This window comes from Rhizobium sp. AB2/73, from assembly GCF_020871915.1.
Classification (GTDB): domain Bacteria; phylum Pseudomonadota; class Alphaproteobacteria; order Rhizobiales; family Rhizobiaceae; genus Rhizobium; species Rhizobium dioscoreae.
This window is the reverse complement of record NZ_CP067071.1, coordinates 3,331,149-3,351,780: the sequence shown is the minus strand read 5'-3', so window position 1 is coordinate 3,351,780 and position 20,632 is coordinate 3,331,149. Positions and strand designations below refer to the sequence as shown.

Here is a 20,632-nt window from a genome sequence, read left to right as displayed (position 1 = left end):
TGATTCCGATTCAGAAGGATCCATCGCTTTTCACCTTTTAAATTGCGCTTGATGCGACATTCTTCACAGAGGTGAGGCCGGAAAAGTGGCCGCATTGCGGTATTTTCTTATTCCATTCAGTAATTCGCTAAGCTACAGCAACATTCAGAAACACTATGTTGGGGCATGTGTCTGAATGCAGTATCTTCGCTTTCTGGATGGCCTGCGTGCGTATTCCGATGAAGCCGGCCATCGATTCCGATTTGAAGCCGGCCAGTCATTCCGATTTCATTCCGGCCGGGGTTCCGATTTGAAGGCGGCCATTTGTCGGACTGATCCTGGGTCTGTTGGATGTTTGGATCGGGTTTTGTTTCAGGTCAAGCGTGCGGTTTTTCAGGCGCTATCGACGAGCGCTGTTTTCGCATGCTTTCACCGGTGAGATCGATGCGATAGGCATTGTGAACGAGGCGATCCAGGATGGCATCGGCGAGCGTGGGGTTTGCTATTATTTCCCACCAGCGATCCAGGGGCACCTGACTGGTGACGATCGTCGATCGGCGCTCGTAGCGGTCTTCGATGATCTCGAGGAGATCGCGCCGCTGATCATCGTTGAGCTTTTCCGGTCCCCAATCATCAAGGATAAGCAGATCGGTCTTGGCCAGCGATTTGAGGATCCGGCCATATCGCCCATCGCCTCGTGCAAGGGCAAGTGTTGCGAATAGCCGAGGAACCCGGTGGTAGGCGACGGAGAAATCTTCGCGGCATGCTTTATGGCCGAGTGCACAGGCAAGCCAGCTCTTGCCGACGCCGGCCGGCCCTGTGACGAGAAGGCTGTGGTGCCTGCGGATCCAATCGCAGCCAGCAAGCGTCATGAACAGATTGCGGTCGAGACCGCGTGCGGCACGAAAGTCGGCATTCTCGATCTGCGCATCGTGGCGAAGTTTGGCAGCCCTGGCGCGGGCTTCGAAGCGCTTCTGGCGGCGCATGGTGGCCTCTCGTTCGAGTAGGATGGCAAGCCATTCTCCATGCTCGAGGCCGCGCGCTTCGGATTGTGCGTCGAGCTCCTGGAAGGCTGTGGCCATGCCATTGAGGCCGAGTTCACGCAGCATGTTGATGGTGGGATTGGTCAGCATTGGTATGTCTCCTCAATGAAAGTAATCAGGGCCACGCAGATTGGCATGGTCGACAATGGCGGTTGGTTCGGTGGAATGGCGCGCCGCCTTGTGGTTGGCCAGCAGCGAGGCGATGCTCTTGCAGTTCAGGCCACCGATCTCGACGGCGCGTGCTGATACGGCTTCGGCCCGATTGCGTTCGATGTCGCGAAACAGGCGAAGCACACCCAGGCATGTTCGAAAGCCCTGTTCGGGGTGCGGACGGCTAGCAAGAATTGCGATCACCAGGCCCTCTGTCTGTGGCCCGATGGATGCGGCCCAGCGCCGAAAGCGATCTGGTGTCCACTCAGCGTATCGCCGGTGGGAACTGGGCATGTGATCTGGGTCGGTTCCATGGCGAGGACCACCATACCGACGCTGATGCACGGCGATGCGCTTGCCGCGGTGGAAGATCTCGATGGTGCGTGCCGTTGCCCTCAGGTCGACCTGCTGGCGAATGAGGGCATGGGGGACGGAATAAAAGAAGCTTTTGAACTCGACGTGATAATCGGTCGAGACACGGACCAGACGCCATTCGGCGAATTCGTAGTCTTCACCCGGAAGACTGGCGAGCGCAGCACGTTCGACACTTTCAAATACTTGCCGCCGGGTAACACCCAATCGACGCATGAGGTGATCGTTGATGCGATCGAGTGCCTGGCCAATAGCGGCATTGGCCTCAGCCAGCGAGAAGAAAGTCAGCTTGCGCAACCGCCCCAGGATGCAGGTCTGAGCAAAACGGACTCCGTTCTCAACTTTCGATTTGTCCCGCGGTTTCTTCGGCCGTGCCGGGAGAACTCCGACGCCATAGTGGGAGGCCATCATGCCGTAACTGCGGTTGATCTCGGGATCGTAGAAGCTGGCGTGGTTGACGCCCGACTTCAGATTGTCGGGAACGATCAGCCGGGGAACGCCTCCAAAAAAATGAAACATCCGGACATGCGAGCCGATCCAGTCAGGGAGCGTTTGCGTCCAGGTCGCCTCAGCATAGGTGAAGCTCGATGCACCGAGCACCGCCACAAAGATCTCTGCCTCGCGGATCTCTCCGGTCTTGCGATCAACGATCGGGATCTTCTTGCCGGAATAGTCGACGAACACCTTGTCGCCAGCAGCATGCTCCTGGCGCATCGTCGGTGAAAGCCGCTGTTGAAACCCACGCAGGAGTTCACAAAAGCGGCTATAGCCGTAACCGTCGGGGTGCGACCCACGATACTCCTCCCACAGGATGAGCATGGTAACGCCCGGCTTCTTGAGCTCGATGGCAAGATCGGCCCAATTGGGCTCGACCCGTCGTCTCGTGCCGTGTTTGATGCCATTACGAGTGAACAGTTTGCTCTCGAGCGCATCGTCGGTGAGATCCAAAGGCAAGGGCCAGTTTAACCCAACCGCTGCCGCGCGCTGCAGATTATCCTGCACCGTGCTACGCGCAATTCCCAATACGACGGCAATCTCACGCGAGCTGGTTCCGCTTGCCGCAAGCCGCAGCATTTGTCGCAAATGTCTCATGGTCAGCCTTCTCTTTGCCGGCATCAAAATCCCCTCGTTCATCACGAGGTATCGATGCCAAAAGTTGCTGACCCAGGAGGTAATCTTCAGTGCCGAAAACTGGCCGGTCTTTGATTGGAACGGTGGCCGGCTTCAAATCGGAATGGTGGCCGGTCTTTGATCGGAATGCCGGCCGGCTTCACGTCGGAATCCGCAGCCTGCGGGCTATTGCGGTTTTGTCTGTCGTTTTTTATCATTTGCGACAAACTATCGTTCCGAACGGATTTCTCGGAGTCGATATCTTTTTTGTCATATCTGGATTTATCGTCAGCTACTCGGTCGCGCAGCGAAGAACGTCAAGCTTTTTAGTTTTCGTTTTTGATTTCTATGCGCGACGATTTTTGCGAATTGTCCCAGCATTGATGGTATGTCTTATCATCACCGGATATGTTTCTTTTCTTTTAATTCCAGAGGCTTGGCTAAGTAGCTCCATAGACACTACTGGCCTTTACGCTTTCCTCGGAGCAAGCAATATATTTCTCGCAAAGGGGACGGATTATTTTTCGCCCGTTACAGAATTTAATCCATTTACACATACTTGGTCGCTCGGTGTGGAGGAGCAATTTTATGTCCTCTTTCCGGTTCTATTTTTTCCTTGGCTGGCAGGGGGCAAATATCGCATCGGCTCCATTGCGGCATATCTTTTCCTTGCGTCTGCTTCCCTAGCAGGATGGATTTATCTTTATCATGCTCACCCGCTGCAGGCATTCTATATGATATATTCGCGCTTTTGGGCGCTCGGTGTCGGTGTTGGCACGTTTCAGCTAACGCATTTCATGAAAACGCACCACTCTTTCGCAAAAGGGAAAGCTGCCCATATCGTAAACGTCACAGGCTCGATCGCGCTTTTTATATTGACCGGGGCATTATTCTATCGCTTTTCACCTGATTTGCAGTGGCTCAGCAATGTGTTGGTGGTTTTTGCGACCGCCGTCTTAATCGGTACCCTACAGTTTGCAAATCTTTCCAGGGTGCCCCATTTGGCAATTCTGGAGGCACGCCCAATCAGATCTATAGGTTGGATTTCCTATTCATTGTATCTATGGCATTGGCCAGTTTTTGTGATTGCGCGGTGGACCGTCGGCCTCGAAACGAGCGGGCAAATGATAGCTGCGACGGCGCTAGCATTTGCCCTTGCGGTGGTCTCATATTTGTTTGTCGAGAAGCCGATCAGACAGGCAAAGGTAGTGCACGTCATTCCTCGTTTTGTCGTGGTCTGCCTTGGTATGATGGTCATTGCGGGCAGTTGGAGCGCATATCGATGGATGCAGGCTGACAAGCAGATTATCTCGCAAAGCGTCGTTGCCAAAAATCGCCGGGACTGGATTCCGGATCCCGATGTCGACCGATACCCAGATATCTCCGGCTGTACAATTGACGCGTCTGCTACCGGCTCTGGCATTAGTTACAAACGTACTTCGTGTCCAACGCCGACGGTGGAGGAACGGGTATTTGCGCTCGGAGACAGCCACACAGGGGCTTATATTCCATTGTTGAAGCGTTTCACCCTGACAACTGGTGTGGAATCCGTGATCCTAAGCACGGCTGGTTGCCCATTCATTTCGCTGCAATGGAATCGCGATGACGATCCCGGATGCCAAAGCGCACTTCAATCCAGCCTAGATACTTTGATGGCCAGCGCGAAGGCGGGAGACGTCGTATTCCTAGCCTCCCTCAGATTGCCGCGTCTCGCCGAACAATTTGCAAAGTTTACCGATGCAGCGGCATTGACCTATGTCGAAGGTGAGGGAAGCGAAAAAAAGCGCGAACATGCCATCGAGGCGGCCATTCAAAAGCTCAAGCCATTAGCAGACAAAGGGGTCAAGATAGTTTTTGAAGCCCCAAAGCCATTGTTCAGAACGCCCCCATTCCGATGCGGAGATTGGTTCAATCGCGCTAATCCTTCCTGTGTGGATGGCTTCGAAATTGAACGAAGCTTGTTAGAGCGGCTAAGAAAACCTACCTTAGATGGCTTTCGGAAAATTTTATCAACAATTCCAGGCGTTTCCGTATGGGATCCATTTCCGATTCTTTGCCCAGACGAAAAATGTTCCGCGTTTAGAGATGGAAAACCTCTATTTTTCGATGCTGATCACATCAGCGAATATGGAGATGTTCTCCTCACGCCAGCATTTGTTGAGAAAATGGAGTTTGAGTTAAATCTACCAGGATCTGAACGAACGAAGATTACGGCCGGTCATCCGCCCCTTCCCTCCAAGGGCTGATTTTGAACAGCTTTGCTGGTTCAAAGTTGTTAAGTTTTCGAACACCGATCTGAATGTCTTTGGCGCCCGCTTGAGCAGCGTCCAGACGCATTGGCCCGTACCTTCGCCCGCTGGCGAAAGGTCTTTGCGCTCTCATGATACGCGCGATCGGGCACCTCCCTGTGGAGCCGCGTCGCGTTGTGGCAGCCTTCAAGCCACCGCTTACGGAGGTAACCTGCATGGGCATCGGCCGGATTCTCCGTGAAGACCGTGCGCTCCCATGTCCCTGGCTGATTGTCTTTCAGCCATTTCCTTATGGTTTTAAGATCGATACCAGCTCACGCTTGATCGCCAACTGGCTCCAGCTCATGCCGTTCGGTCGGATAACCTCATCAAAAAGAGCACGCCGATCTTCATGCCGTTTTGCTGTTGCCGTGCTGCGGGTTAATGGAGCGGCTCTCCTTCATTCACTCGCCGGGTATTCGAGCATTTGTATCAATCTGCGCCATAAGCGACTTCCCGACATCATGGACAAGGCGGTATCGCCGCTCCACGACATTCTGCAAGGCATCGGAACAGTTGCGCAGGAGATGTCAACGATCGGCAACTTGCTGTGCTTTCGGCGCTCCCTCCCAGGCTCCACGCGCATAAGCGCCAGCCCTTGTCAGTACCGGAGCAATACTCCCCAATAGTGGGCTCTCCCGCTATTTCGATGCAACTCAGGTCCCAATGATGCGCGAGCGCAGGAGATCCATCCCGGCCCTTCCATACATGGATCGTTTAATGAGTTTCAGTTTGTTGATCTTGCCTTCAACTGGTCCGGTACTCCATGGTAACGTCAATGCAGCCTGAACCGCCTCGACATCGCGACGGATCCCGTGCGCGAACGACGACATCGGTCCGGTAGTTGCGTCATGTAGCCACGGCTTCAGCGCACCGATTTCCCGATTGCAGATCATGGACTGGAAGCGCCGTGCCAAGTCTGCGGCGGTGGCGACGTCAGGTGAGGCCGAGGAAATGGCATTCACAAAGGCTCGCTCGTTCGGCGGAAGTGTATCGACTTCGGCCGTCAGGAGGCGAACCGTTTGCCGAGAGGAAGGCGCCCGCCATGAAGATTTGCGCGAGGCACGAGACAATGTTGGTGCGGGGATGCCGTCGCGCAGCCTTACCTTCACCCAGTGGCGAAAGGTCTTTACGCTCTCGCTGTAACCTCGATCGCACACCTCCCTGTAGAGACGGGTCGCGTTGCGGCAACCCTCAAGCCATCGCCTACGGACGTAATCAGCATGGGCATCGGCTGGATTTTCCGTGAAGACCATGCGTTCCCATGTTCCAGGTCGATTGTCTTTCAGCCATTTCCGTATGGTTTTGAGGTCGACACCGAGCTCACGCTTGATAGCCAACTGGCTCCAGCCCATGCCGTTCAGTCGGATGACCTCATCAAAAAGAGCATGCCGATCTTGATGCCGGTTTTGCTGTTGCCGTGCCATGGGTTTACGGAGCGGATCTTCTTTCATCCGCTCGCCGCGTATTCGATCATCCGTATCGATCTGCGCCATAAGCGACTTCCCGACATCGCGGATAAGGCGGTATCGCCGCTCCACGACATTCTGCAAGGCATCGGAACAATTACGCAGAAGATGCCAACGATCGGCGACCTGCTGTGCTTTCGGCGCTCCCTCACGGGCTCCACGCGCATACGCGCCAGCTCTATCCCGGGCGATGACTTCAACACCCGGATGGTCCACAAGCCATCCAGAGAGCGTGTCCTTCTCACGATCGGGCAGCAGATCGACAACGTTGTTCGTTTCCAGATCGACCAGGATCGTTCCGTAACGTTGTCCGCGCCGCCAGGCCCAATCGTCGACGCCGAGAATTCGCGGCCCCTCGCAATTGCCAGTGGGATATGCTCGCCGCGCAATCCGCAAAATAGTGTCGGCGCTCACCGGCATGCCGAGGCGGGCGACAAGCCTCGTGCCTGCTTCTCCCCCCAATGCCATGCCGATGCTGCGATGGACATCCTCCAGGCGCCTGGTGCGCCGACAATACCGCCAGGTCACGTCGCCTACGTTCTCGGCAAATATACGCCTTCGGCATCTCTCGTTGCTGCAACGCAAGCGCCGGACATTCAGGGTTATCGTGACCGTCCGCCCTTGCCATGGTAGGTCGGCAAGCCGCCGGTCGTAACGACTGTGAATCCGGCGTGAGGCCCTGCGGCACTCAGGACATTTAGCCCCTGTCGATCGGAAGCGACAATCGATCGATATTGCCTCTTTCGATTGTTGAACGTGATCGACGACCAAAGACGGCGGGATCAACGGTAGGATGCGCTTCGCCATTCCATGCTCCTGCTGATTCGTATGTCGAATCAACAGGATTCAGAAAGTTGCACCGAAATTGCGGAAGAGCCCAATAGTGCCGTTTCAATCTTCCCCAGATGCTGCGTCCGCCGGTCTTCCGGGGCGCGCCCCGGAAGCCCGGCGGCGCGTCATCACCGATACTCCTTCCAAGATTGAGAGATGGTGCTGCCAGAAAACTCGTAATGTGACGCTACCTTCGCTTGTTATTTAGTGCTATTCCCACATAGGGAGTGAGATTGTTTTTAACCGGGGAATTTTGATGTCGACCGACGAATTTTTTACCGATCAACAGATCCACGACTTTCTTACAAAAGGCCTATCCTGGGGAGTTCGCGTTCTACGCGGCGTTGCCTATTTCGGGGTGGCTCTAATGCTCTTAAGAAGCAACTCCTACGGCTTGCTCAATCAGACCTCCGTGGCAATAGCCATAGGCATTCTTGGGGCCGGATCTGCCAGCGCGCGCTTGGCGCAGACAGCTATCGCCGTTTTACTGTTTATGGCGATCCTACCTATCGGCGTTTTTGGAAGCCTGAGAGCCTTATTTGGCTGAAGAGCGAGGCTGGCCAATCGACACCCATGATCAATAACTTGAAAACCTTAGCTAGGGCTGGACGCAGCTTGTGCAGCGTTCCGGTCCGCAACTGAGATGATCCAAAGTGGATTGGGGATCTAGACCGTGCGACGTTCGGCAGGCGCATGGTATTCTTTTGTCCGGCAACAATGGCGATATGATCGACCATTTCATGCTCGGTGAGTTCGTAGTGGCGAGGTATCATCGAATTCCTTGTTCGGAAACCCTGAGACCCGACAGCCGATAATCGCCAAGCAAATTTGTGCGTTACGCCGTAGGCGATCTCTATAGTGGATCTCTCCGTGGCCAAGGGTTCAAGACTGCAGTAACAGGCTGGACACATGATTGCACGTCCAACGCCGTCTTACAAGCCGCAGTCGCAAATATGAGTCTGAGCCAACTCTCTGCGGAAATCAGGTGTCGGTGGAACAAGCGGCGCTGAGTCTTAAAGGCTTGAAAGCCCGCCCTCCTGCGTTTAAAGGCGGCTCAATCGCAGCGGCGGCAATTCTCACCCGGATTGACCGTGGACATGAATTTCATTGCAGAGGTAACGCGATATGGAATATCAACGTCAGCCGTGCGATGGCGACCAAGGCTGGATTCAATTCAATATAACTGAGGCATGATGGCTGATATGTTAGGACTTGCGAATGGGATTTGGAGCTACCGGTATTTTATTGCGAATTCGATTTGGAACGACTTCTACACTCGTTTTGTGCGCAGTAAACTTGGCGGGGCATGGATCGTCCTGCAACCGCTGTCCCAGGTTATGATTTATGCGTTGATCCTTTCCAATCTTTTATCATCCAAAATCCCTGACATTAATAATACCTACGGTTACGCAATCTATCTTATGTCCGGTACGCTTGCTTGGAATTTGTTTTCCGAGATCATCGATCGTTGTCTGAAAGTATTCGTCGGCAACGCTAATATCATTAAAAAGATGAATTTCCCGAAGGTCACCTTGCCAGCGATTGCTGTTGGGTCGGCTATCGTCAATAACCTCATCCTTCTCGTAGTAATGGTGGTCATCTTTCTGTTTCTTGGTCATGTACCCAGCTGGAATCTGATGTTTATCTTCCTGCTGATGCCAGTGATCGTGGTTTTTGCTGTTGGGATCGGGCTTTTTCTCGGAATTGTTAATGTCTTTATTCGAGATGTTGAGCAAGTCGTGCCAATTGTCTTGCAAGTTCTTTTCTGGTTCACGCCAATCGTCTATCCGATTACTGTGATTCCGGAGAAATATGTGCGTATCCTTAAGCTTAACCCTATGTTCGATATCGTTGACGCCTACCACAAAGCGATTGCATACGACGTCGCACCTCGATTGACGGCAGTGCCTGTCACTCTCGTTCTCGGTCTCATCTTGTGTGGAATCTCGCTTGTCGTCTTTCGTCGCGCTAATACAGAGATGGCGGACGTTCTATGACTGTTCTCAAAATTGAAGGTATTGGCAAGGCTTTCCGCACTTATCGATCGGAATGGCAGCGCGTGTTGAGTTGGCTTGGCCTTTCGGTGGTGCCACGAGAGGAGAAGTGGATCCTGCGCGACATAACGTTCAGCTTAGAGGCTGGTGAAGCGGTCGGTATTGTCGGGCAGAACGGGGCAGGTAAGAGCACGCTTCTTAAAATGCTGTGCAATACGCTAGCTCCAAGTGCCGGCACGATCGAAGTTAATGGCCGTATTGCAGCGCTTCTCGAGCTCGGAATGGGTTTTAATCCTGATTTGACGGGGCGAGCAAATGTCATGAATACAGCAGGGCTAATGGGATTTACCCATGACCAGATTCTTGGCGTTATGTCAGAAATTGAGGCTTTTGCTGAAATCGGCACCTATTTCGATGAGCCGCTACGAACATATTCCAGTGGAATGCAAGTGCGTCTCGCCTTCTCCGTCGCGACAGCCTTCAGGCCTGAGATTTTGATTGTGGACGAGGCGCTCTCGGTCGGGGACGCGTATTTTCAGCACAAAAGTTTTAATCGTATTAAACAATTCCAGAAGGAAGGCACAACGCTTCTATTGGTCTCTCACGATAGATCCGCGGTAATCTCTCTTTGCGATCGTGCCATCCTAATTGAAAAGGGCGAAATTCGAAAAGACGGCCCTCCTGAGGATGTCCTTGATCTTTACAACGCCCTGATCGCCGAGAAAGAGGGGGGCATCGTTAGCCAAACAAAAAATAAGGATGGGAGAATTCAGACGGTTTCAGGAACTGGCGAAGCTGTTATCGCCGATGTGGTGCTGCTGGATTCAGCTGGTCGCGCAACTGATGCGGTGAGTGTGGGCGAAGCCGTCATTCTCGAAGTAAAGGCAGCAATCGTCAGAGATATTCCGGAACTGGTTGCTGGCTACATGATCAAGGATCGGCTCGGACAGCCGATCTTCGGGACTAATACCTTTCATCTGGATCGGGTTCTTTACAATCTAAAAGCCGGCGAAGAGGTGATGTTCCGTTTCAAGTTCAATGCGAACTTCGGCAACGGCAATTATTCGGTGGCAGTATCACTGCACCAAAGCGAGGCACATGTGGCCTACAACTATGAATGGCAAGACCTCGCTTACACCTTTGCTGTGGTTAATACCGACAAGCAGAAGTTTGTGGGTGTAGCATGGGTACCACCGGGACTGGAGCTTATACGATGAGTTCGGGCTCGTTCTATCGCGCTTTCGAAGAAAAATTCCGTGGCGATCGAGCGGAAATTACCAAGCGCCTGGAGGTCTATCTTCCCTTCGTGAAACCGTTACTCGATGACGGGGGCACGCGAAGTATCATCGACCTAGGCTGCGGCAGAGGAGAGTGGTTGGAGTTGATGCAGTCCATAGGTATGGTTCCACATGGAGTCGACCTTGACGACGGTATGCTGGAAGATTGCTTCGCTCGCAATCTTTCCGCAGAAAAGCTCGATGCCATCGCGTGTCTGAAAAGTCTACCAGATGAAAGCCAAGCTATTGTCTCCGGATTTCACATTGCCGAGCATCTTCACTTTGAAGTGCTCCAGACGCTAATCTCGGAAGCACTTCGTGTCCTTCGTCCTGGCGGATTGTTGATCCTTGAGACGCCGAATGCGGAGAATGTAAGCGTTGGCACGCTGACTTTTCATATGGATCCGACCCATAACCGGCCACTTCCACCCGGATTGCTTTCTTTCTTGCCGCGGTTTTATGGTTATGCGCGCGCGGTGGTGATAAGACTTCAGGAAAATGGCGCTCTGCGGCATTCTGGTGATGTCCGTCTCATTGATGTATTCCAAGGGGTTAGTCCGGACTATGCAGTCGTGGCGCAGAAGGCGGCGCCGAACAAGTTTCTGCAAAAATTCGACGGGCCTTTCAATGCCGACTACGGCCTCACCCTAGATACGCTGTCACAACGTTTCGAAGCGCGTCTGATCTCCACAGCCGAATTCGAAGTTAGATCGCGGGCAACCAACGAAGCGATTGCGGAAGCATCGGCTTTTTTGAGCGGATTGAAGTCCGAATTCGATCGAGTTCGGCTGGATCTTGCTCAAACTCAACAGGAATTCGACTTGCTCCGTCAGGAATTCGACTTGCTCCGTCAGGAAAGAGACGTGCTGCGAGAGGTGATTGACAACTATCAGCAGCGCCTGATGGCTGTTTATAAGAGTTCGTCTTGGAGAATTACGGCGCCGTTTCGCAAGACGATGGGGGCCATACGTCGACTTCGGCACGGACACAACACCGTCATTTTGGATACGAAGATATTTATTGCCAATGTCCTGCGTCGGCTTATCCGCTTTGCCGTCGCGCGCCCCACACTACGGCGTGTTGCGGTGCGGTTTCTCTCTTGGTCTCCAAGAACGACAGACTGGCTGAAACGGCTTATTGTACCTGGTCCCGTAGAACAGTCTGGTCATTTCCATCATCGTATCGATCATGCCGACCTCTCTCCTCACGCTAAGCGCATTTTTGAAAAATTCAAAAGTGCCACAGAACGGTAATCTCAAATGGCTCGTATCCTAATCGATCTGCAGGGAGCGCAAACCGAAAGCAGGCTGCGCGGCATTGGTCGCTATACTATCGCATTAACCTTGGCGATGATCCGTGAAAGCGGAGACCACGATATTCACATCTTGCTGAGCAAAGCCTTTCCTGAGACCATTATCGAGCTTCGTCGTAGGCTAGAAGAATATCTACCGGATGAAAAGATTCATTTTTTCAACACTGTAACGCCGACAACTGGGCTAAACCGACAAAATGCTTGGCGATTTGCTGCTTCTGCGCTCCTCCGTGAGGCGTTTATTGAGGGGCTGCATCCTGATGTGGTTTTCTGCCCTAGCCTTTTTGAGGGGTTTATCGACGATGCGGTTCTAAGTGTCCGTCGATTCTCCTCCATTCCCGTTGTCGTTACGCTGCACGACCTCATTCCTCTGATCTACAAAGAAAACTACCTTTCCAGTGGGAATGGCTATGAGGCTTTCTACTACAACAAGGTTGAAGAGATAAAGAAGGCGGATGGTTTGTTGACCATCTCAGAATCCTCCTCATCGGAAGCTGTCAGTCTCCTCGGATTTTCGCCAGATAAAGTGCTCAATGCTTCAGAAGCTGCTGACGCGAAATTTTGCAAAAAGGAGATTAGCAACACCCGGGCGAAACTCCTCCTGAAGAATTTCGGTATAGACAAGCCATTCCTTTTTTATACAGGGGGTGCCGATCATAGAAAAAATCTGGATAGGCTCTTGAGTGCTTTTGCCGCTCTGCCTGCTGCTCTGCGCGATGGATATCAGTTGGTCATGGCTGGGCGCATGCCTGATGGCGAAATTTGGGCGTTGAAGGAACAGGCAAAACGCTTGGAGCTCGGTGAACGGCAGTTGCTCTTTACTGGTTACGTATCAGATGACGATCTGATCGAGCTTTATAACCTTGCCCGTGCCTTCGTTTTTCCCTCCTTGCATGAGGGCTTCGGCCTTCCCGTCCTAGAGGCAATGCAGTGCGGCACGCCGGTTATCGGCGCTAATATTTCCAGCGTTCCTGAAGTGTTGGGCAATTCCGAGGCTTTGTTCGATCCGACCTCTGTCAAGGATATAGCGTCTAAAATCGAGCATGTGTTGAACGATGACGCTTTCCGGCAGCGGCTGATTAAACACGGGCGGGAGCAAGCTAAACGGTTCTCCTGGCAAACAAGCGCTAAGCGTGCCCTGGAAGGTATTTCACGATTCGCGAACGAGCCACAGACGAGAGAACTTTCGTGGGCAGATGTCCGGGATCGCCTTGAGAATTGTGAGTCGCGACTAATTGCTGCGATATTGGCCATTGATTCTTCGATCGGCCGGCCAGACGAGCGAGATCTATTGCGATTGTCACAAGCTATTGCAGATAATCGTCGAGCAGTTGAAGAACGCGTGCGTTTGCGAGCCCTCTCGAAATCAATCCATTGGCGGTTGGAAGGTCCATTCGACTCCAGTTATAGCCTTGCATTGGTTAATCGTGAGATGGCTCGATCGCTTTCCGCTCACGGTGAGTTCGTCGATCTTTGGTCATCGGAGGGTCCAGGTGATTTTCCTCCAGGCGAACAGTTTCTTATTGAAAACGCTGATCTTCGTTCGATGTATGATCGGGCAAGCACGGTAGCTTTGGACCAAGTCGACATTGTCAGCCGCAATATGTATCCCCCGCGTGTCTCGGATATGATTGGCAAATTCAATGCTCTTCATAATTATGCCTGGGAGGAGACCGGCTTCCCTGAAGAGTTTGTTAGGAGCTTCAACGAAAGTCTGCAGTTCGCTACCGTCACATCTCAGCATGTGCGAAAGCTGCTCATTGATAATGGTGTTTCTATACCGCTAGCGGTGGTGGGTAACGGCGTTGACCACTGGATAGCTGTCAATCCCGATCAAAACTATAGTGTCGTCAAACGTGGTTTCACATTCCTACATGTTTCTTCTTGCTTTCCTCGCAAGGGAGCAGACGTCCTTCTTGAAAGTTATGGTCGTGCCTTTACATCCAAAGACGATGTAATTCTGATCGTTAAAACTTTCCGCAATCCGCATAACGAGATCGAGCACTGGTTGGAAGAGGCTCGTGCGCGCCATCCGGATTATCCCGACGTCACAATCATTTTCGATGATCTAACCGACGCACAGATGAAGGCTGTTTACAATCAATCCGATGTTCTGGTCGCACCGAGCCGAGCAGAGGGATATGGTCTTCCGCTCGCGGAGGCTGCGCTGAGTGGTACGGCCGTGATTACAACCGGTTGGAGCGGCCAGCTGGATTTTTGCGATTCTACCGAAGTCGATTTGATCGACTTCCATTTTGCTCCGGCCGCCACTCATTCCGGTGTTCAGAATAGCGTCTGGGCGGAGCCGGATCCCGACCATCTAGCGCGGTTGATGCGTAAGGTATTCGCTGAGCCGGCAGAGCAACGGCAGGCAAGGACGTCGGCTTTGCGAAAGCGATTGCTGGAGTCGCATAAATGGAGCGATGTGGCCGCGCGGCAGGTCGAAGCGGCGCGGCGGTTTGTATTGAATCCATGTTTTTCGGAACCGAAGATCGGCTGGGTTACTACCTATAATCAGCGCTGTGGCATTGCGACCTACTCAAACCACCTCTTGCAAGTTCTGGGCATGCCCGTTGTAGTACTCGCGCCGAAAATCCATACAGCGCTGGGGGTGGATTCGGAAAATGTAATTCGTTGCTGGAAAGAAGGCAATGACGACGATCTCACAGAACTCGCGCAGCAGATCGAGCTGCATAAGTTCGATATTGTCGTCCTTCAGTTCAACTATGGCTTCTATAATATTCATCATCTCTGCAGCTTTTTAAATCGGATCATGGATTTAGGCACCCAAGTCGTGATAACGTTGCACGCCACCGTGGACCCCGAACATGATAAGGAGAAGCGGTTGGCTGATCTCAAGCCGGCTTTGCTTCGCTGCCAGCGAATTCTCGTGCATTCAATTAATGACCTCAATCGGCTTAAGAATATAGATGTTCTCGACAACGTTGCATTGCTACCACACGGAGTTCTTTCGAGTTCTGATCCCGTAAGCATGCCTGTGCCTTATTCGGCAGCATCAAGTTCGCAATCGAGTTTCATGATCGCAGCTTACGGTTTCTTCCTGCCTAATAAGGGAATTCCCGAATTGATTGAGGCGCTGCACATCCTGCGTCGCAACGGAATTGATTATCGCCTCCGACTGGTCAACGCAGAGTATCCAGCGCCAGTTTCAGCGGAGCTCATTGCGGAGGCGAAGGCATTGGCACGCCGGCTGGGGTTGCTTTCGGCAATTGAGTTTTACACCGACTTTTTGCCGGATGACGAGAGTCTCCGCCTCCTTTCTTCGGCAGATCTCATTGCTTATACCTATCAGAACACAGCTGAATCAGCGAGTGGTGCTGTTCGATACGGCATTGCTACGGGGAAACCAGTTGCCGTCACGCCACTTTCAATTTTCGACGATGTATCGAATGCAGTCTTCCAGCTTCCCGGCGTTTCTCCTTTAGAAATCGCCGCAGGGCTTAGCGCGATACGTGCGAGCATTGGCGCCGGCGACGAAAGATTCCGCCATACCATGAACGAGGCACGTCGCTGGCGATACGCTCATTCCTATCCGGCGATCGGCCGCCGGTTGGCGGGGATACTAAAGGCGCTGCATCAAGAGAAATTTCACGGCACTCACCACTAAGTGTTCTTTGGGGAGCCGACAATTGAAGATCGGAGTTGACGCTCGCCTGCTTTCAATCCCGTTGACGGGAATTGGGCGATATACCCACGAAATGTGCAATGCATTATTGCGCGCAGGCGCAGATCTCCGTCTTTATAGCCCCTCTCCGATATTGTTCGCCTTGGAAAGTGAACGAGGACACTATGAAGCAAAAACCCTGAGCTTAGGTGCTAGCCGAGTAGGTAGAATGCTCTGGGCAGAAACGGCTTTGCCATATTGGGCAGCGACAGATAATATTGATGTTTTTTGGGGACCTACCCATCGGCTGCCCTATGGTTTGCCGCCGCGAGTATTCAAGGTGGTAACAGTGCATGATCTTGTTTGGTATTTTGCTGGCCATACAATGCGTCGCCTCAGTCACTTAACAGAATCGACGCTTATGCCCCTCGCGTTGAAACGGGCTGACGCCGTGGTCTGCGTCTCTGACAGCACGCAGCGCGATGTTCTCTCTATCTTTCCCACCATGAATGCTTCCATATCAACGATCTATCCAGGTATTTCTAAATTACCTCCGAGCCTATCGGTTTCTTTTCTAAAAAAATGGCAAATTACCAAACCTTATATCTTATTTGTTGGTACTTTGGAGCCGCGCAAAAATCTCCACCGGCTTCTGGAGGCCTTTTCGCTACTTTCAGAAGATCTGAAAGAACAGCATCAACTGGTGTTGGTCGGTGGTAAAGGATGGGGTGACTTGGATCTCGCAGGATTAATCGACAGGCTGCGTCTTAAAGAGAGTGTGAAAGCGACGGGTTATGTAACGGAGCAAGAGTTATCAACGTTATACTCCTTTGCGACATGCCTTGCGATGCCGTCTCTCTACGAAGGCTTTGGCCTCCCGTTGGTGGAGGCAATGAGCCGATCCGTGCCGGTATTAACCTCCAATGTTTCATCTATGCCCGAGATTGCGGGCTGTGCGGGAGAATTTGTGGACCCTCGCAGTGTTAACTCAATTACCACCGGGCTTACGAGTCTCCTGAAAGACTCGGGAAAACTCAAACGATTGGGAGAGCTTGGCCGAAAGCAGTCCGAGAAATACGACTGGGACAGGGCGGCATATGCGATGCTGGACTTAATGTCCTATGGCACCAAGCGTTAACGGTTGGCGGATTTTAATGACGGCTCATGATACCCATGTTTTCGGAAGGGCGGGTGACCTTTCCCCGTTGCAATAATCAATTTTGAAGTAAGCTCTGGCCCATTGGCAGCCGGCCCTTCGAGGTCATACCGTCACTGGCGATATCATCGCGCCCATCCGCAAGCTCGGCGAGACAAAACGGAAAGCGACCCGCTAGGATGCTGCTGCCGTCGCCGAAGCGCTCGCCACTATTCGAACCTACTTTATGCCGAAGCGGGCAAAGCAGAAGTTCTTACCCAGAGTCAGAAACCCATTTAGTCAATCGAAAGTCGTGGGCCATTCGTTGCGCTCACCTTCAATGCATGCGCTCCACATAGGCATTGAGGATTCCAACGCCCAACACGCGGTCATCGGGCGAACCTGACAGCGCTTGTGGGGACGTTGCGTTAGGAGCTTTGATCATTATTTCCTGGTAAGGTTTCCTCCCGTCCAAGGGCACCGCAATTTTATTGTTATCTTGGCTTGTTGAGATAATTCTCTCATTCCAGTTACCGTCCCCAGTTTGACTTTCGAACTCAGCCTCTGTAGGTCGTTGCTTACTGGCGCCAAACACACTGAAATGAAGAATCGCAAAACATTGTCCGATGCCGCAGTCGCTCGGCACTGGAAGGACCAACTTTGAGAATGTCTGCGACCAAACGTGGTGTTCTTCCAAAGCGTGCCACCCCTCTTCCAAGATAAATGAACTGTTCTCTAGGCCTAAGCCAAACTCAATTGGATAGCGGATATCTCCGAAGGCAGCATCTATTAGCGTTTGCCGGCTCGCCTCAGCTGAGAACTGCGGCCGCAACCTAACTGTTGCAAACAGGTCATTGTCCGCCACGTCGACATATGGCAGTCGCTCAAGCTCTCGAATAAATGGCTGAAGTTCAATTTTCCGCTGATCGGGACATTCGAATCCAGTGTCAATCGGCATCGTAACGGGACCCCTTATCGGCTCCCAAAAGGGACCCCTGCCTCTGGTTGCATCGGGTCAGCGCGCGTAGGCCCGGAGCTCTCCATTTAGCGCAGGGGCCTGCGGGCGCGGGTTGTTTGTCTTTTCGGCTTTAGCTTTGAGAGCGGTTTTTGAAGCGCCAGGATTCATTCCCGGTCTCAACGATTTCGCAATGGTGGGTTAGCCTGTCGAGGAGGGCGGCGGTCATCTTGGCGTCGCCGAAGACGGCCGGCCACTCGCCGAACGCCAGGTTCGTCGTGACGATGATCGAGGTCCGCTCGTAGAGCCTGCTGATCAGATGGAAGAGGAGCTGGCCGCCGGCCTGAGCGAATGGGAGGTAGCCGAGTTCGTCCATGATGACGAAGTCGAGCCTGGTGATGAAGTCGGCCAGCCGCCCCTGCTTTCCGCTACGTGCCTCCGTCTCGAGCCGATTGACGAGGTCGACGACGTTGAAGAAGCGGCCGCGTGCGCCGTTGCGGATTAGGGCGCGTGCGAGCGCGATGGACAAATGGGACTTCCCCGTGCCGGTTCCGCCGACCAGAACGATATTGTGCTGCTCGGCGAGGAAGGCTCCTGTCGCAAGCTGGCGCACGAGCCCTTCGTTGACCGGCGTGTCGGTGAAGTCGAAGTCGTCGATGTCCTTGGCCAGCGGCAGCTTGGCGACGGTGATCTGGTATTTGATGGAGCGCGCCTGCTTCTCGGCGATCTCCGACTGAAGTAGGTCGCCGACGATGCGTGGCGGTTCGTGCTGCCGCTTGATGCCGGAGGCCATGATCTCGTCATAGGCGCTGCGCATGCCGAACAGCTTCAGCGTGCCCATCATGTCAAGGATTTGGGATCGTTCCATATCAGCTTGCCCTCCTAAGGCTGTCGTAACGGGCGCAATCGGCCAGAGGCTCGTGGGTCAGGCGAAGCACGTCGGGAATGGAAAGGATGGCGGCCGGCTGCGGATCACGCTTGCGGGCCAGGATGTTGATGATGACGGCAGCCGAGAATACGCCCTGATCGAGCGCCTCCTGGCAGGCCGCTTCGACGGCGGGGAGTCCGTCCAGGCCCACACATTCGAGGATCGACACCATCTGCCGGTCGCCGTCATGCATGGCCTTCAGCCGGCGGCGCACCTTCTCCATGGCGGCGGGCAAAACCCAGTCGTGGAATGGCGCACCGTTGCGCAGCGCTCCCGGTTTGCGGGTCAGGACCGGCACGTAATGCCACGGATTATAGATCGTCTCGCCACGGCCGAAGCAGCGATCGTGTTGGCCGATCTCCACGCCATCCTGCCGGATGACGATGCGATCGGCATAGGCATGTATCTCGGCCGGGCGGCCGACTGCCGTGGACAGCACCGAGTATTTGTTGTTGTCGAAACGCACGAGGCAGGTCTTGCCGATCGAGGCCTGCACTGCGTGGAAGCCGTCGAACTTGCCGGGATAGCCGACCAGGTGCGGCCGTTCCCCATCGAACACCTCCCAGATCGTGCGCTCCGTTTGATCGACATGCTTGTGGGCGCGGGCATAGCTGATGCACTTGTCCAGTAACCAGCCATTCAGCTCATCGTAGGATTTGAAGCGTAGCCGCGGCGTGAAGAAGCGTTCCCGCACCAGATTGACCTGGTTCTCGACCTGGCCCTTCTCCCACCCCGACGCAGGCGTGCAGGCCACCGGCTCGATCAGGTAATGGCTGCACATCTGCAGGAAGCGGCGATTGTACTGCCGTTCCTTGCCGACGAAGACCGTCTCCACCGCGGTCTTCATGTTATCGTAGATGCCGCGCGTGCAGGCCCCGCCGAAGAACGCGAACGCCCGGTCATGGGCATCGAAGACCATCTCCTGCGTCTCGCGCGGATAGGCTCTCACATACATCATCCGGCTGTGGCAGAGCCGGACATGCGCCACCTTCACCGTCGTCGTCACGCCGTTCAGCACGACGATCTCGTGGCTCCAGTCAAACTGGTAAGCCTCGCCCGGCGCATAATAGAGCGGCACGTAGGCTTCCGCCGTTACGGAGCCGCGTTCCTTCGCCCAGGTTCGGGCGTAGCGCCGGACTGTGTCGTAACCGCCCTCGTAGCCGAGGTCGCGCAAGTCCTCGAATATCCGGATCAGTGTCAGCCGTTCGCGAGAGGATTTGGCCTCATTGGCGAGCAGCATTCCATCGAGCTGATCGCGCCAGGGCCCGAGCTTCGGCTGAGGTTGACGGGTCCGCTCATATTTGAACTCCGTCTCATCGCTGCGCAGAACCTTCCGCACCACTTTCCGCGATATGCCAAGCTCCCGGCAGATCGCCTTGATCGACTTGCCCTGCACACGGGAAAGTCGACGTATCTTTAGAATTGTCTCCACAACAAGCATCCAAATAAAAAGCCTCCGATGAAACCGGAGGCTGTTGTAACCCCATCGCAGATGGGGGTCCCGTTTGGACGCCGATCACCCCAAATGCGGGGTCCTTATTCCATGCCTAATCACACCATCGCGAGGAATGTCTGCCTGTTTCGGGCGGGGCATCGGCTGGCTGAAAAGGATCTCGTGACGCCGGAGGATATCATAGGTGAGGCGCTGATCGACATTGAGCCGCAGTTCTCAGCGCACCAGATGAACATCAATGCCTTGCGTTACATGGGGGTGGAGCCCGATCTGGCAGTTGAATATGACGCAAACGGGCACGATGCCGGCTTTGTCGCAGCCGGCGTTGGAATATCAATCACGAACAACGTCATCGCGAGAGAGTACGAGCTGTTCGGTTTGGATTCTCGTCCGTTCGAACCGGGCGCAATCTACCACTACGTTGCCTTTTGGCAGAAGGGGCGCCAGCTCAGTAAAGCCATGCAGCTGACCGTCGCCGAATTAGCCGCTGCGTTCGGTTCATAAGCATAAAGGGAAGAATGTAGGCACGGTATGTTCTGTATCAGCATTGTTAGCCTGCCTCACCTTCTGCTGTAGACCAATCTTCCATGTTAGCGTTTGTCGGTGTTGATATTCCCCAGGTTCTGGATGATTGCATCACCCCAGATGGATACCCTTTGAGCTCCCGCCAGTGTCGTAATGTGCGCAGGAAGAGTGCGTCCAAGCTTTTCC

Annotated in this window: 14 protein-coding genes and 2 pseudogenes; 10 read left to right on the top strand and 6 right to left on the bottom strand. The window is 53.7% G+C overall.

Annotated features, from left to right (window positions below; all coding sequences use genetic code 11):
- Positions 1–356: 356 nt before the first annotated feature.
- Both istB (I8E17_RS16415) and istA (I8E17_RS16410) read right to left on the bottom strand, forming a co-directional pair.
- Positions 357–1,112: an IS21-like element helper ATPase IstB gene (gene istB / locus I8E17_RS16415; RefSeq protein WP_112722455.1), complete on the bottom strand. Its 756-nt coding sequence runs from the start codon at positions 1,110–1,112 to the stop codon at positions 357–359.
- 12 nt (positions 1,113–1,124) lie between these two features.
- Positions 1,125–2,660, bottom strand: coding sequence for an IS21 family transposase (gene istA / locus I8E17_RS16410; protein WP_112722466.1), 1,536 nt, complete (start codon positions 2,658–2,660; stop codon positions 1,125–1,127).
- A gap of 65 nt (positions 2,661–2,725) precedes the next feature.
- Between istA (I8E17_RS16410) and I8E17_RS16405 the strand changes: the two genes are divergently transcribed.
- Both I8E17_RS16405 and I8E17_RS16400 read left to right on the top strand, forming a co-directional pair.
- On the top strand, positions 2,726–4,900 hold the full coding sequence (locus tag I8E17_RS16405; RefSeq protein WP_219511376.1) for an acyltransferase family protein: 2,175 nt from the start codon (positions 2,726–2,728) through the stop codon (positions 4,898–4,900).
- A gap of 218 nt (positions 4,901–5,118) precedes the next feature.
- Complete coding sequence (locus I8E17_RS16400; protein ID WP_219511377.1) at positions 5,119–5,571, top strand: hypothetical protein; 453 nt, start codon at positions 5,119–5,121, stop codon at positions 5,569–5,571.
- A 27-nt stretch (positions 5,572–5,598) separates the two neighbouring features.
- Here the strand turns inward: I8E17_RS16400 and I8E17_RS16395 are convergent, their stop codons facing one another.
- Positions 5,599–7,218 carry an ISL3 family transposase gene (locus I8E17_RS16395; protein WP_219511379.1) on the bottom strand — a complete coding sequence of 540 codons (1,620 nt, stop codon included), beginning with the start codon at positions 7,216–7,218 and terminating at the stop codon, positions 5,599–5,601.
- 280 nt (positions 7,219–7,498) lie between these two features.
- Between I8E17_RS16395 and I8E17_RS16390 the strand changes: the two genes are divergently transcribed.
- The 7 genes and pseudogenes from I8E17_RS16390 to I8E17_RS16360 all read left to right on the top strand — a co-directional run.
- On the top strand, positions 7,499–7,789 hold the full coding sequence (locus I8E17_RS16390; protein WP_219511380.1) for a hypothetical protein: 291 nt from the start codon (positions 7,499–7,501) through the stop codon (positions 7,787–7,789).
- Between the two features lie 643 nt (positions 7,790–8,432).
- Entirely contained in the window at positions 8,433–9,239 is an 807-nt protein-coding gene (locus I8E17_RS16385) for an ABC transporter permease (RefSeq protein ID WP_219511382.1), read from the top strand.
- Entirely contained in the window at positions 9,236–10,453 is a 1,218-nt protein-coding gene (locus I8E17_RS16380) for an ABC transporter ATP-binding protein (protein ID WP_219511384.1), read from the top strand. The genes I8E17_RS16385 and I8E17_RS16380 overlap by 4 nt, the downstream gene beginning before the upstream one ends.
- On the top strand, positions 10,450–11,766 hold the full coding sequence (locus I8E17_RS16375; protein ID WP_219511386.1) for a class I SAM-dependent methyltransferase: 1,317 nt from the start codon (positions 10,450–10,452) through the stop codon (positions 11,764–11,766). Before I8E17_RS16380 ends, I8E17_RS16375 begins: the two co-directional genes overlap by 4 nt.
- 6 nt (positions 11,767–11,772) lie before the next feature.
- Complete coding sequence (locus I8E17_RS16370; RefSeq protein WP_219511389.1) at positions 11,773–15,453, top strand: glycosyltransferase; 3,681 nt, start codon at positions 11,773–11,775, stop codon at positions 15,451–15,453.
- A 22-nt stretch (positions 15,454–15,475) separates the two neighbouring features.
- Positions 15,476–16,588: a glycosyltransferase family 1 protein gene (locus I8E17_RS16365; RefSeq protein WP_219511391.1), complete on the top strand. Its 1,113-nt coding sequence runs from the start codon at positions 15,476–15,478 to the stop codon at positions 16,586–16,588.
- A 103-nt stretch (positions 16,589–16,691) separates the two neighbouring features.
- Positions 16,692–16,859, top strand: a pseudogene (locus tag I8E17_RS16360) (YecA family protein); the annotation flags it as partial.
- Positions 16,860–16,922: 63 nt separating this feature from the next.
- Here I8E17_RS16360 and I8E17_RS16355 read toward each other — a convergent pair.
- From I8E17_RS16355 to istA (I8E17_RS16345), 3 genes and pseudogenes are all read right to left on the bottom strand, one after another.
- On the bottom strand, positions 16,923–17,543 hold the full coding sequence (locus I8E17_RS16355) for a hypothetical protein (RefSeq protein WP_219511393.1): 621 nt from the start codon (positions 17,541–17,543) through the stop codon (positions 16,923–16,925).
- 130 nt (positions 17,544–17,673) lie between these two features.
- Positions 17,674–18,408 (bottom strand): IS21-like element helper ATPase IstB, encoded by a 735-nt coding sequence (gene istB, locus I8E17_RS16350; protein ID WP_003501246.1) that lies wholly within the window; start codon positions 18,406–18,408, stop codon positions 17,674–17,676.
- Positions 18,386–19,909 (bottom strand): annotated as a pseudogene (gene istA, locus I8E17_RS16345) (IS21 family transposase). The gene istB (I8E17_RS16350) and the pseudogene istA (I8E17_RS16345) overlap by 23 nt, the downstream one beginning before the upstream one ends.
- Positions 19,910–20,011: 102 nt before the next feature.
- Between istA (I8E17_RS16345) and I8E17_RS16340 the strand changes: the two are divergent.
- Positions 20,012–20,425 (top strand): LysR substrate-binding domain-containing protein, encoded by a 414-nt coding sequence (locus I8E17_RS16340; protein ID WP_229002034.1) that lies wholly within the window; start codon positions 20,012–20,014, stop codon positions 20,423–20,425.
- The last annotated feature ends 207 nt before the right edge of the window (positions 20,426–20,632 follow it).

Excerpts from the sequence above, each read along its gene's own strand:
- istB (WP_112722455.1), bottom strand. The coding sequence starts at position 1,112 with ATGCTGACCAATCCCACCATCAACATGCTGCGTGAACTCGGCCTCAAT.
- istA (WP_112722466.1), bottom strand. The coding sequence starts at position 2,660 with ATGCCGGCAAAGAGAAGGCTGACCATGAGACATTTGCGACAAATGCTG.
- I8E17_RS16400 (WP_219511377.1), top strand. The coding sequence starts at position 5,119 with ATGGGCATCGGCCGGATTCTCCGTGAAGACCGTGCGCTCCCATGTCCC.
- I8E17_RS16395 (WP_219511379.1), bottom strand. The coding sequence starts at position 7,218 with ATGGCGAAGCGCATCCTACCGTTGATCCCGCCGTCTTTGGTCGTCGAT.
- I8E17_RS16390 (WP_219511380.1), top strand. The coding sequence starts at position 7,499 with ATGTCGACCGACGAATTTTTTACCGATCAACAGATCCACGACTTTCTT.
- I8E17_RS16385 (WP_219511382.1), top strand. The coding sequence starts at position 8,433 with ATGATGGCTGATATGTTAGGACTTGCGAATGGGATTTGGAGCTACCGG.
- I8E17_RS16380 (WP_219511384.1), top strand. The coding sequence starts at position 9,236 with ATGACTGTTCTCAAAATTGAAGGTATTGGCAAGGCTTTCCGCACTTAT.
- I8E17_RS16375 (WP_219511386.1), top strand. The coding sequence starts at position 10,450 with ATGAGTTCGGGCTCGTTCTATCGCGCTTTCGAAGAAAAATTCCGTGGC.
- I8E17_RS16370 (WP_219511389.1), top strand. The coding sequence starts at position 11,773 with ATGGCTCGTATCCTAATCGATCTGCAGGGAGCGCAAACCGAAAGCAGG.
- I8E17_RS16355 (WP_219511393.1), bottom strand. The coding sequence starts at position 17,543 with ATGCCGATTGACACTGGATTCGAATGTCCCGATCAGCGGAAAATTGAA.
- istB (WP_003501246.1), bottom strand. The coding sequence starts at position 18,408 with ATGGAACGATCCCAAATCCTTGACATGATGGGCACGCTGAAGCTGTTC.
- I8E17_RS16340 (WP_229002034.1), top strand. The coding sequence starts at position 20,012 with ATGCCTAATCACACCATCGCGAGGAATGTCTGCCTGTTTCGGGCGGGG.